This window comes from Pseudomonas sp. BW7P1 (assembly GCF_024981055.1).
Lineage (GTDB): Bacteria > Pseudomonadota > Gammaproteobacteria > Pseudomonadales > Pseudomonadaceae > Aquipseudomonas > Aquipseudomonas bananamidigenes.
Genome location: NZ_CP103374.1, coordinates 1085600 through 1098635, shown reverse-complemented (window position 1 = coordinate 1098635; position 13036 = coordinate 1085600). Strand labels below are relative to the sequence as shown.

At 59.0% G+C, this 13036-nt stretch carries 10 protein-coding genes; 1 reads left to right on the top strand and 9 read right to left on the bottom strand.

Going from position 1 to position 13036, the window contains the following annotated elements:
- Positions 1-6 precede the first annotated feature (6 nt).
- Together ftsH and rlmE are read right to left on the bottom strand one after the other, a co-directional pair.
- A complete protein-coding gene (gene ftsH, locus NWV16_RS04790; protein ID WP_065259976.1) occupies positions 7-1911 on the bottom strand; it encodes an ATP-dependent zinc metalloprotease FtsH in 1905 nt (634 codons plus the stop codon).
- Positions 1912-2113: 202 nt separating this feature from the next.
- A complete protein-coding gene (rlmE, locus tag NWV16_RS04785) occupies positions 2114-2743 on the bottom strand; it encodes a 23S rRNA (uridine(2552)-2'-O)-methyltransferase RlmE (protein WP_065259975.1) in 630 nt (209 codons plus the stop codon).
- Positions 2744-2844: 101 nt separating this feature from the next.
- Between rlmE and NWV16_RS04780 the strand changes: the two genes are divergently transcribed.
- Positions 2845-3153 (top strand): YhbY family RNA-binding protein, encoded by a 309-nt coding sequence (locus NWV16_RS04780; RefSeq protein WP_260522167.1) that lies wholly within the window; start codon positions 2845-2847, stop codon positions 3151-3153.
- Positions 3154-3162: 9 nt separating this feature from the next.
- Here the strand turns inward: NWV16_RS04780 and NWV16_RS04775 are convergent, their stop codons facing one another.
- From NWV16_RS04775 to dnaK, 7 genes are all read right to left on the bottom strand, one after another.
- Complete coding sequence (locus tag NWV16_RS04775) at positions 3163-3567, bottom strand: MFS transporter (protein ID WP_260522166.1); 405 nt, start codon at positions 3565-3567, stop codon at positions 3163-3165.
- A 28-nt stretch (positions 3568-3595) separates the two neighbouring features.
- Positions 3596-4072, bottom strand: coding sequence for a transcription elongation factor GreA (gene greA, locus NWV16_RS04770; protein WP_007953757.1), 477 nt, complete (start codon positions 4070-4072; stop codon positions 3596-3598).
- On the bottom strand, positions 4069-7290 hold the full coding sequence (gene carB / locus NWV16_RS04765) for a carbamoyl-phosphate synthase large subunit (RefSeq protein ID WP_260522165.1): 3222 nt from the start codon (positions 7288-7290) through the stop codon (positions 4069-4071). The genes greA and carB overlap by 4 nt, the downstream gene beginning before the upstream one ends.
- Before the next feature lie 124 nt (positions 7291-7414).
- Positions 7415-8551, bottom strand: coding sequence for a glutamine-hydrolyzing carbamoyl-phosphate synthase small subunit (carA, locus tag NWV16_RS04760; RefSeq protein ID WP_065259971.1), 1137 nt, complete (start codon positions 8549-8551; stop codon positions 7415-7417).
- A gap of 258 nt (positions 8552-8809) precedes the next feature.
- Entirely contained in the window at positions 8810-9616 is an 807-nt protein-coding gene (gene dapB, locus NWV16_RS04755) for a 4-hydroxy-tetrahydrodipicolinate reductase (protein WP_260522164.1), read from the bottom strand.
- 9 nt (positions 9617-9625) lie between these two features.
- Entirely contained in the window at positions 9626-10750 is a 1125-nt protein-coding gene (gene dnaJ, locus NWV16_RS04750; RefSeq protein ID WP_260522163.1) for a molecular chaperone DnaJ, read from the bottom strand.
- Between the two features lie 296 nt (positions 10751-11046).
- Positions 11047-12963: a molecular chaperone DnaK gene (dnaK, locus tag NWV16_RS04745; RefSeq protein ID WP_260522162.1), complete on the bottom strand. Its 1917-nt coding sequence runs from the start codon at positions 12961-12963 to the stop codon at positions 11047-11049.
- Positions 12964-13036: the final 73 nt, after the last annotated feature.

The window sequence follows — 13036 nt, the reverse complement described above, 5'->3', positions numbered from 1 at the left end:
CAAACCTTAAACGTCGGCAGCCGGACCGCCAATCGGTGTTTCCGGACGCTCATCCCGAACAACCGGAGGCGGTGTACCGGCGCCACCCGACCAGTCACGAGGCTCACGAGGCGTGCGTCCTGCCATGATGTCGTCGATCTGCTCGGAGTCGATAGTCTCGTACTTCATGAGGGCGTCGGCCATGGCGTCAAGCTTGTCACGGTTGTCCGTCAAAATCTGCTTGGCGGTGCCATAACACTGATCAATGATGCTTCGCACTTCCGAGTCGATCAGCTTGGCCGTTTCACCAGAGAAACTGGCGTTCTGACCACCACCGCCACGACCGAGGAACACTTCGCCTTCTTCTTCCGCATACATCAACGGGCCGAGTTTTTCAGACAGGCCCCACTTGGTCACCATGTTCCGTGCAATCTGGCTGGCACGCATGATGTCGTTGGAGGCGCCAGTGGTCACTCCGTCGAAGCCCAGAGTCATTTCCTCAGCGATACGGCCGCCGTACAGCGAGCAGATCTGGCTGATCAGCGCGCGCTTGGACAGGCTGTAGCGATCTTCTTCCGGCAGGAACATGGTCACACCCAGCGCACGACCGCGAGGAATGATCGAAACCTTGTAGACCGGATCATGCTCTGGCACGACACGACCGACGATTGCGTGGCCTGCTTCGTGATAAGCGGTGTTCTGCTTTTCTTTCTCGGACATGACCATGGATTTGCGCTCGGCGCCCATCATGATCTTGTCCTTGGCCAGCTCGAACTCTTTCATTTCAACGATGCGTTTGCCGGCGCGGGCAGCGAACAGCGAAGCCTCGTTGACCAGGTTGGCCAGATCAGCACCGGAGAAGCCCGGAGTACCGCGCGCGATAACGGCCGGAGCAACGTCATCACCCATTGGCACCTTGCGCATGTGTACCTTGAGGATTTGCTCGCGACCACGGATGTCCGGCAAACCGACCACAACCTGACGGTCGAAGCGACCAGGGCGCAGCAAGGCAGGATCCAGCACATCAGGACGGTTGGTTGCAGCAATGACGATGATGCCGTCATTCATTTCGAAACCGTCCATCTCCACCAGCAACTGGTTGAGCGTCTGTTCGCGCTCGTCGTGACCACCACCCATGCCGGCGCCACGATGGCGACCAACGGCGTCGATCTCGTCGATGAAGATAATGCAGGGGGCGTGCTTCTTGGCCTGTTCGAACATGTCACGAACACGGCTGGCGCCGACACCGACGAACATTTCGACGAAGTCGGAACCGGAAATGGTGAAGAACGGCACCTTGGCTTCGCCGGCAATTGCCTTGGCCAGCAAGGTTTTACCGGTACCAGGAGGACCGACCATCAGTACGCCGCGAGGAATGCGACCGCCCAGGCGCTGAAATTTGCCCGGATCGCGAAGAAACTCTACCAGCTCGCCAACTTCTTCCTTGGCTTCGTCGCAACCGGCAACGTCCGACAGCGTGGTCTTCACCTGATCCTCGGAGAGCAGGCGAGCCTTGCTCTTGCCAAAGCTCATCGGCCCGCCCTTGCCACCTGCGCCGCCCTGCATCTGGCGCATGAAGAACATGAATACCGCAATGATGACCAGAATCGGGAAGCTGGCCACCAGAAGCTGGGTCCAGATGCTTTGCTGCTCAGGCTGCTTGCCTTCGACCACGACATGGTTGTCGACCAGATCGCCGATCAGGCCATTGTCCTGAATCGCCGGACGAATGGTCTTGAAGCTGTCGCCATCGTTGCGCTTGCCGGTAATCACGTAGCCATCGACGGCCACGCGCTCGACCTTGCCATCCTTGACCTGCTGGATGAAGTCGGAATAGTTGAGGGTCTGCGGCTCGTTAGGGCTGGAGAAGTTGTTCATCACCGTCACCAGGACAGCCGCGATGATCAACCACAGGATCAGATTCTTTGCCATATCGTTCAATTAACTACCCTCTGAAGCAAGCTCCGCTGATGGCGCGCGCTTCGCATGATATTCACCGGCTTAACTTACTACATTACCTACAGCTCTGGCAGGCGCCGTCTGTAACCCTTTGTGAAACACTTTCTACACAATATTCGCTTATGCACGGAGGGCGAAATACGAAAAACCTATCACCCCGCCAAAAAAACTCGTTTTACATGCTACCGCCGCGGTAGCCCCAAGCCAGCATGTATTGCTCGCGGGAACTGTCACGGGAAGAATCCGGCTTGATCATCTGGACCTTGTCGAATTTCTGACGAGCGTCCTTCAAATAAGTGTCGAACCCTTCTCCCTGGAAAATCTTGATCAGAAAATTACCACCCGGCTTGAGTATCCGCTCTGCCAGATCAAGCGCCAGCTCGCACAGAAACATGGCTTTCGGCATATCTACGGCAGGCGTACCACTCATATTGGGGGCCATATCGGAAATCACAAGGTCCACTTGCGAATTACCCACGGCTTCAAGGATCTGAGCCAGCACTTCATCCTGGGTGAAATCCCCCTGAATGAAGGTCACGTCCGGAATGCCGTCCATTTCCAGAATGTCCGAGGCGATCAGACGGCCCTGACCACCGATCAGACGGCTGGTAACCTGCGACCAGCCACCGGGCGCAGCACCCAGATCGACCACGCTCATGCCGGGACGAATCAGTTTGTATTTCTCCTGGACCTCCAGAAGCTTGTAACTCGCACGCGAGCGGTAGCCATCCTTCTGCGCCTGTTTCACATAAGGATCGTTGACATGTCGTTTCAGCCAACCAAGGCTTGTCTTGGAACGCGCCATTGGGCACCTCGTTGATTAGGGTCGTGATTAATTGGGCGGATCCACGAGCCCTCGGGTAAAATGGCCGCCATTTTACAGAATCCAGACGAAAGGGTCAGATTATGCCGCTCACTCCAGAGCAGAAGAAACAGTACAAATCCATTGGTCACCATCTGAAACCGGTATTGATCGTGGCGGACAACGGTTTGACTGAGGGTGTTCTAGCCGAACTCGAGCGCGCCCTGGCGGACCATGAGCTGATCAAGATCAAGCTCAACATCCTCGATCGCGAGGATCGCCTGGCGTCCATTGCAGAACTGTGCAAGGCCGGCAATGCCGATCTGGTTCAGGTCATCGGCAAAATGGCACTGATTTACCGCAGGAACTTCAGCGTCAACAAGCAGCTGTCGAACGTTCATCGCTTCAAGTGATGAACAAGGTCAAGGGTGTGCTTCGCGCACCCTGGCACTCCACCCCGGCACCGGCTGCATCACCAGTACCAGCCCGGAAAACCCCAAAACAAGATAACTGAATACCTGCCAGCGCTGCGCATCCGGCCAGCCGACACGCACGGCGACATACATCGCACTCGCATACAGCGCCATCAGCAACACCTGCCCACGAAAATCCCGCCATAAACTGGCAAGGCCCTCGGCCCGCACCAGCACCAAGGCCTGAAAAATCACGCACGCGGCAGCGAAACCCACCACCGGTACTTCAAACGCACTGGCGACCTCGTCGATCAGCAGCGGTGCGAGACCAATCTGGCCCAGCACCGGCCGCAGACCGAGGTGCACCAGCCATAGACCGCCAACCCACAACATCTGGGCCAGCTGCCAGAGCATGGCACCCGCACGCAGCGGGCGCCTTGTCTCAGATGTGACGGACTTCGACAATCTCATACTCGATATCGCCGCCCGGCGTTTTCACGACGACGGTGTCGCCCTCTTCCTTGGCGATCAAGGCGCGGGCGATCGGCGAGCCGACCGAAATCTTGCCGAGTTTGATGTCCGCTTCGTCCTCACCCACGATCTGGTAAGTCACGCTTTCGTCGGTCTCGACGTTGGCGATCTCGACGGTCGTGCCGAAAATCACTTTGCCGGTGTGCGGAATGGTCGTCACGTCGATGATCACCGCGTTCTGCAGACGACCTTCGATATCACGAATACGCGCCTCGACCATGCCTTGTTGCTCACGGGCAGCATGGTATTCAGCGTTTTCCTTCAAATCACCCAGCTCGCGGGCCGTACCGATGTCCTGGCTGAGCTTCGGACGAACGACCTTGGTCAGGTGAGCATGCTCTTCTTCCAGGGCCTTGGAGCCCTGGACGGTCATTGGGTATTTATTCATGCCTTCAATCCTGCGTGTAGATCCTGCAAGCGGCGTACTGTCTTCTCAGGACCGAACTTCAGCGCTTCGCAGATCGCTTCGCCAGCAGCAATAGTGGTGGTGCAGTAGATCTTGTGCTGCAAGGCGTTACGACGAATGGAGTAAGAGTCGGCGATCGACTGGCGACCCTCGGTGGTGTTGATGATCAAAGTGACTTCGTCATTCTTGATCATGTCGACCACGTGCGGACGACCCTCGGTCACCTTGTTCACGCGACGCACTTTCAGGCCTGCGGCTTCGATCAGCTTGGCAGTGCCGGCGGTGGCGACCACTTCGAAGCCCAAGTTGATCAGATCGCGGGCCACGCCTGCAACCAGAGGTTTGTCATCGTCACGCACACTGATGAACGCGGTACCGCCGGTCGGCAGCACTTCGCTGGCACCCATCTGGGCCTTGGCGAAGGCCTCGCCGAAGGTGTCGCCGACGCCCATCACTTCACCGGTGGACTTCATCTCCGGGCCGAGGATCGGGTCTACGCCAGGGAACTTGGCGAACGGGAACACCGCCTCTTTCACGCTGTAGAAGTTCGGAATGATCTCCTTGGTGAAGCCGATTTCCTTCAAGGTCTTACCGGCCATCACGCGGGCAGCGATCATCGCCAGGGAAACACCGATGCACTTCGACACGAACGGCACGGTACGAGAAGCGCGCGGATTGACCTCGATGACGTAGATGTCTTCGCCCTGCAATGCCAACTGAACGTTCATCAGGCCGACCACGCCCAGTTCCAGGGCCATTTTCTTGACCTGCTCGCGCATCTCGTCCTGAATGTGTGCCGGCAGCGAGTACGGCGGCAGCGAGCATGCGGAGTCACCGGAGTGAACACCCGCCTGTTCGATGTGCTGCATGATTGCGCCGATCACTACGTCCTTGCCGTCGCAGACCGCATCCACGTCCATCTCGATGGCGCAGTTGAGGAAGTGGTCGAGCAGAACCGGGCTGTCGTTCGACACTTGCACCGCGTCACGCAGGTAACGCTTGAGCTCTTCTTCCTTGTAGACGATTTCCATCGCCCGGCCGCCCAGTACGTAGGACGGACGCACCACCAGCGGGTAACCGATCTTCGCGGCAGCACGGACAGCTTCATCTTCGCTGCGTACGGTAGCGTTTGGCGGTTGACGCAGATTCAGACGCTCAACCATTTGCTGGAAGCGTTCACGGTCTTCCGCACGGTCGATGGCGTCGGGGCTGGTGCCGATGATCGGCACACCGGCCGCTTCGAGAGCGCGAGCCAGTTTCAGAGGCGTCTGGCCGCCGTACTGGACGATCACGCCTTTCGGCTTCTCGACACGGCAGATTTCCAGCACGTCTTCCAGGGTCACCGGCTCGAAGTACAGGCGGTCGGAAGTGTCGTAGTCGGTCGATACGGTTTCCGGGTTGCAGTTGACCATGATGGTCTCGTAACCGTCATCGCGCAGCGCCAGTGCCGCGTGTACGCAGCAGTAGTCGAACTCGATGCCCTGGCCGATACGGTTAGGGCCACCGCCGAGAATGATGATCTTGTCGCGACCGGACGGCGCCGCTTCGCACTCTTCCTCGTAGGTCGAGTACAGGTAGGCAGTGTCGGTGGCGAACTCGGCAGCGCAGGTGTCGACGCGCTTGTAGACCGGGAACACTTCCAGCTTGTGGCGGTGAGTGCGCAGGTTCTTCTCGGTAACGCCCAGCAGTTTGGCCAGACGCTGGTCGGAGAAGCCCTTGCGCTTCAATTTGAACATCAGGTCGCGGTCGATTGCGGACAGACCGAGGGTCTTGACCTTCTCTTCATCCTTGATCAGATCTTCGATCTGCACCAGGAACCACGGGTCGATCATGTTCATGCCGAAGATTTCTTCGACAGTCATACCGGCGCGGAAGGCGTCCGCCACGTACCAGATCCGCTCGGCACCCGGCACGGTCAATTCGCGCTTGAGCACGCTCATGCTTTCCGGGTTGCTCAGGTCGATTTTCTCGTCCAGGCCGCAAACACCCACTTCCAGACCGCGCAGAGCTTTCTGCAGGGACTCCTGGAAGGTGCGGCCGATGGCCATGACTTCGCCTACGGACTTCATTTGAGTGGTCAGACGCGCGTCAGCGTTGGCGAACTTCTCGAAAGCGAAGCGCGGCATCTTGGTGACGACGTAGTCGATGGACGGTTCGAACGACGCCGGGGTCTTGCCGCCGGTGATGTCGTTCGACAGTTCGTCGAGGGTGTAGCCGACCGCCAGTTTGGCCGCAACCTTGGCGATCGGGAAACCGGTGGCTTTCGAAGCCAGGGCCGAAGAGCGCGATACACGCGGGTTCATTTCGATCACGACCATGCGGCCGGTGTTCGGGCAGATACCGAACTGCACGTTGGAACCGCCGGTCTCGACGCCGATCTCGCGCAATACCGCCAGCGAGGCGTTACGCAGGATCTGGTATTCCTTGTCAGTCAGGGTCTGGGCCGGAGCGACGGTGATCGAGTCACCGGTGTGCACGCCCATCGGGTCGAAGTTTTCGATCGAGCAGACGATGATGCAGTTGTCCTTTTTGTCGCGGACAACTTCCATTTCATACTCTTTCCAGCCGATCAGCGATTCGTCGATCAGCAGTTCCTTGGTCGGCGACAGGTCCAGACCGCGTGCGCAGATTTCTTCGAACTCTTCACGGTTGTACGCAATACCACCACCGGTGCCGCCCATGGTGAAGGACGGACGGATGATGCACGGGAAGCCCAGGCGCTCGAGCACGGCGTTGGCTTCTTCCATGCTGTGGGCGATACCGGAACGCGGGCATTCCAGACCGATGGCTTTCATCGCCTTGTCGAAACGCGAGCGGTCTTCGGCCTTGTCGATGGTGTCGGCGTTGGCACCGATCATTTCCACGCCGAATTTTTCCAGGACGCCTTCGCGCTCCAGGTCCAGGGCGCAGTTCAGCGCGGTCTGGCCGCCCATGGTCGGCAGTACCGCATCCGGACGCTCTTTTTCGATGATCTTGGCAACGGTCTGCCATTTGATCGGCTCGATGTAGGTCGCGTCGGCCATGTCCGGGTCGGTCATGATGGTGGCCGGGTTGGAGTTCACCAGGATGACGCGGTAGCCCTCTTCGCGCAGGGCCTTGCAGGCCTGGGCGCCGGAGTAGTCGAATTCACAGGCCTGGCCGATAACGATCGGGCCAGCGCCGAGAATCAGGATGCTTTTAATGTCTGTACGTTTTGGCATGGGTTGTCACTCAAATCCGCAGGTCAGTCGGCAAGCCGTCTTGATCGATTTCTGAAGTCCCGAAGGGGCCGCCGGTTCCGGGGCCGCCTTCGAGAGCTTCTCGCTACAGTCTCAAGGCGAACGCTTAGCGTCGCTTGGCCATCTCGTTGATGAAGCGGTCAAACAGGGGCGCCACATCGTTCGGGCCCGGGCTGGCTTCAGGGTGACCCTGGAAGCTGAACGCGCTCTTGTCGGTGCGCTCGATACCTTGCAGGGTGCCGTCGAACAGCGATTTGTGGATCGCGCGGACGTTGGCTGGCAGGGTCGCTTCGTCAACCGCAAAACCGTGGTTCTGACTGGTGATCATCACTACGCCAGTGTCCAGATCCTGAACCGGGTGGTTGGCACCATGGTGGCCGTGGCCCATCTTCAGGGTCTTGGCGCCGGAGGCCAGGGCCAGCAACTGGTGACCGAGGCAGATGCCGAACACCGGAATCTCGGTTTCCAGCACTTCCTTGATCGCCTTGATCGCGTAGTCGCAAGGCTCCGGATCGCCAGGGCCGTTGGACAGGAACACGCCATCCGGATTCAGGGCCAGCACGTCGGCCGCCGGGGTTTGCGCCGGCACGACAGTCACGCGGCAGCCGCGCTCGACCAGCATGCGCAAGATGTTGACCTTGACGCCGTAGTCGTAGGCAACCACGTGGTATGGCAGCTCGGAGGCTTCGATGGTCGCATGGCTGTCGGTTTTCAGCTCCCATACAGTGGAGCGCCATTCGTACTGGGTCTTGGTGCTGACGACTTTCGCCAGATCCATGCCCTTCAGGCCCGGGAAGCCTTGCGCAGCGGCGATGGCCGCTTCTTCGGAGATATTGTCGCCGGCCATGATGCAGCCGTTCTGGGCGCCTTTTTCACGCAGGATGCGGGTCAGGCGACGGGTGTCGATACCGGCGATCGCCACAACGTTGTTGGCTTTCAGGTAATCGGACAGGGACATCGTGTTACGCCAGTTGCTTGCTACCAGCGGCAGGTCACGGATGACCAGGCCGGCGGACCAGACGCGATTGGACTCGGCGTCTTCCGGCGTGGTGCCGGTGTTGCCGATGTGCGGGTAAGTCAGGGTAACGATCTGCTGGGCGTAGGAAGGATCGGTAAGGATTTCCTGATAGCCGGTCATTGCGGTGTTGAACACCACCTCACCAACGGTCTGACCGTCGGCTCCAATGGCTTCGCCGCGAAAAATGCTGCCATCAGCAAGGGCGAGTATGGCTGGCTTAGTCAAGAAGACCTCCCGTAAATAACGCATGAAAGGGCAATCGCAGGTTGTAAAAAAGCGGAGTGACGTATGGACACGTCACCCCGCTTCTTCACTGGAATTATTCTGCGCGCTTTTAGTGGACACACTAAAGCTGTAGCTTACAGAAAAAGGGATTTTTGGTCTACCGCCAATGAGCCTGAAAGGCTTGAGAATGCGACAGGGTGTCGCTCGGCGGAGCAAACCCGGCACAAACAGAGCGTTTGCACCGGGCTCCAGCAAGGCTCAACGCAAATCGAGCACGTCCTGCATGTCGTAAAGACCGGGCTCGCGAGCATCCAGCCACAACGCCGCACGCACCGCCCCCTTGGCGAATGTCATGCGACTCGAAGCCTTGTGGGTGATCTCCAGACGCTCGCCCTCGCAGGCGAACAGCACCGTGTGATCGCCCACCACATCACCGCCGCGAACAGTGGCGAAACCGATGGTTTCACGCTCACGGGCACCGGTATGCCCTTCACGACCATAGACCGCGACTTTCTGCAAGTCACGATCCAGCGCATTGGCAATCACCTCACCCATGCGCAGGGCCGTGCCCGACGGCGCATCGATCTTGTGCCGGTGATGGGCTTCGATGATTTCGATGTCTGCATCATCTCCCAGCACCCGAGCCGCCATGTCGAGCAGCTTCAGCGACAGGTTGACACCGACGCTGAAGTTGGCCGCGAAGACGATCGGAATGTCCTTGCCCGCCTCGGCCAGCAACTGCTTCTGGGCGGCATCCAGCCCGGTCGTGCCGATCACCATGGCCTTGCCGGCCTTGCGGCAGAACGCCAGGTTCTTCAGCATGACCTCCGGCAGAGTGAAGTCGATCAGGACATCAAATTCTTCCGCGACCGATTCCAGATTCCCGGACAGCGGTACGCCGATTCGACCCAGCGACGCCAGCTCACCGGCGTCCACCCCGATCAGCGTACTGCCAGGACGAACGACGGCAGCCGTCAGACCGGTCAGCGGCGCGCGCTGCTGCACGGCTTCGACCAGGATCTTGCCCATGCGCCCGGCGGCGCCCATCACAGCTATACGTCGCATGCCGACTCCTTACAGATCGCCGAAGAAGCGCTTCACACCATCGAACCAGCCAGCGGTCTTCGGCGAATGACTGTTGTCATCTGCCAGGGAACTGCGGAACTCTTCGAGCAATTCACGCTGACGACGATTCAGGTTGACCGGGGTCTCGACCGCCACACGACACATCAGGTCGCCGGCTCCGCCGCCACGCACCGGCGCCACACCCTTGCCACGCACGCGGAATTGCTTGCCGGTCTGGGTACCTTCCGGAATCTTCAGCTTGACGCGACCGTCAAGGGTCGGAACTTCCAGCTCGCCGCCCAGCGCCGCGTCGACAAAGCTGATCGGCACTTCGCAGAACAGATGCTTGCCGTCACGCTGGAAGATCTCGTGCTCACGCACATTGATCACCACGTAGAGGTCACCGGTCGGGCCACCCTGGGTGCCCGCCTCGCCTTCGCCGGAAAGACGGATGCGATCACCGGTATCGACACCGGCCGGCACTTTGACGGAAAGGGTTTTGTATTCTTCGACACGACCTTCGCCGTGGCAGGAATCGCACGGGTCGGAAATGATCTTGCCCTGACCATGGCAACGCGGGCAGGTCTGCTGCACCGAGAAGAAACCTTGCTGCATGCGCACCTGACCGATGCCGCCGCACGTCGGGCAGGTCGATGGCGACGAACCTTTCTTGGCGCCCGAACCATCGCATGGCTTGCAGTTGACCAGCGTCGGAACGCGGATATTGACAGTGGTACCGCGCACCGCCTCTTCCAGATTCAGCTCCAGGGTGTAGCGCAGGTCGCTGCCACGCTGGGCACCACCACGGGAACCGCCGCGACCACCACCGAAGAAATCACTGAAGACATCGCCGAAGATGTCGGAGAAATTCTGCCCGCCGAAGCCGGCACCGCCGCCACCCATGCTTGGGTCGACACCGGCGTGACCATACTGGTCGTACGCCGCACGCTTGCTGGAATCGGACAATACTTCATAGGCCTCGTTGGCCTCTTTGAACAGTTCTTCCGATGCCTTGTCACCGGGATTACGGTCCGGGTGATGCTTCATCGCCAATCGACGATAGGCCTTCTTCAGGTCGGCGTCGCTTGAGCCGCGCTCAACACCCAACACTTCGTAATAGTCACGTTTTGCCATAAGTCTTTGCACTCTTGAGGACGTCCGGCAAACCCCTCCTGAGGATCGCCAAACTCGCTGAGCCCCAATACAGGCCCGGACCCAACTCACGTCTATTCAACGATCCTGGTCTTTGATTCATGTGGCACTTTCAGCTCGAAAAGCAGGAGCATTTCCGGCCATGCCACCCACACGCGCACATTGACGCATGCTGTAAAAATTCGCGTATTCCAGATACGCCAACGCGGGAGCAAGCTCCCGCGCGGCGACATCCTACCAGTCACCGCCGCAAGGCAGTCAACCGGGCGACCAACAACTTACTTGTGGTCTTTTACTTCTTCGAACTCGGCATCGACGACATCGTCAGCCTTTTCAGCTTTCTCGTCGTGCTGCGCCGCGCCTTCAGCAGGCTGAGCCTGTTCGGCGTACATCTTCTGGGCAACCGGAGCGGAGACTTTCGACAGCTCTTCGATCTTCGCTTCGATGGCAGCCTTGTCGTCACCCTTCACAGCAGCTTCCAGGGCAACCACGGCGGCCTCGATTGCAGTCTTCTCTTCTGCAGTCACTTTGTCGCCAGCGTCGGTGACCATTTTGCGAGTCGAGTGCACCAGCGCGTCACCCTGGTTACGGGCGCCTGCCAGCTCTTCGAACTTGCGGTCTTCCTCGGCGTTCAGCTCGGCGTCACGCACCATTTTCTGGACTTCTTCATCCGACAGACCAGAGCTGGCCTTGATGGTGATCTTCTGCTCTTTACCGGTCGCCTTGTCTTTCGCACCGACGTGCAGGATGCCGTTGGCGTCGATGTCGAAGGTCACTTCGATCTGTGGCACACCGCGTGGAGCCGGTGGAATCTCGGAGAGGTCGAACTTGCCCAGCGACTTGTTCTGTGCGGCTTGCTTGCGCTCGCCCTGCAGGACGTGAATGGTCACGGCGCCCTGGTTGTCGTCGGCAGTCGAGAACACTTGCGATTTCTTGGTAGGAATCGTGGTGTTTTTCTCGATCAGCGCGGTCATCACGCCGCCCATGGTTTCGATACCCAGGGTCAGCGGGCTGACGTCGAGCAGCAGAACGTCTTTCACGTCACCGGCCAGAACGGCGCCCTGGATGGCAGCACCCATGGCAACGGCTTCGTCCGGGTTCACGTCCTTGCGTGCTTCCTTACCGAAGAAATCGGTCACCGCCTTCTGCACCAGCGGCATACGAGTCTGACCACCGACCAGAATCACGTCGTCGATCTTGCTGGCGTCGATACCGGCGTCTTTCAGAGCGATGCGGCATGGCTCGATGGTGCGGTTCACCAGATCTTCGACCAGCGACTCGAGCTTGGCACGGGAGATCTTCACATTCAGGTGCTTCGGACCGGTCGCGTCTGCAGTGATGTACGGCAGGTTGACGTCGGTCGACTGAGAGGAAGACAGCTCGATCTTCGCCTTTTCAGCGGCTTCTTTCAGACGCTGCAGGGCCAGTGGATCGTTCTTCAGATCCATGCCGGACTCTTTCTTGAACTCGTCGACGAGATAGTCGATCAGGCGCATGTCGAAGTCTTCACCACCCAGGAAGGTGTCGCCGTTGGTGGCCAACACTTCGAACTGGTGCTCGCCATCGACTTCAGCGATTTCGATCACGGACACGTCGAAAGTACCACCACCCAGGTCGTAAACGATCACGGTGTGATCGCCCTTGGCCTTGTCCATACCGTAAGCCAGAGCGGCTGCGGTTGGTTCGTTGATGATACGTTTTACGTCCAGACCGGCGATGCGACCGGCATCTTTGGTCGCCTGACGCTGGCTGTCGTTGAAGTACGCCGGAACGGTGATGACCGCTTCGGTCACCGCTTCGCCGAGGTAGTCTTCGGCGGTCTTCTTCATTTTCTTCAGGACTTCGGCGCTGATCTGCGGCGGAGCCATTTGCTTGTCGGCAGCCTCGACCCACGCATCACCATTGCTGGCCTTGACGATTTTGTAAGGCACCAGCTTGATGTCTTTCTGTACGACTTCTTCATCGAAGCGACGGCCGATCAGGCGCTTCACCGCGAACAGTGTGTTGTGCGGGTTGGTTACAGCCTGACGCTTGGCGGACTGACCGACCAGAATTTCGCCATCGTTGGCGTAAGCAATGATCGACGGCGTGGTGCGCGCGCCTTCGGCGTTTTCAATTACTTTGGCCTGGCCGTTTTCCAGCACGGAGACGCAGGAGTTGGTAGTCCCCAGGTCGATACCGATAATTTTGCCCATGTTCACTCTCCCGAAACTTTGGATTTGGTTGCCGCAGCAGTGGTGGCTAACTGCGGTAATACTTAAACGCTTG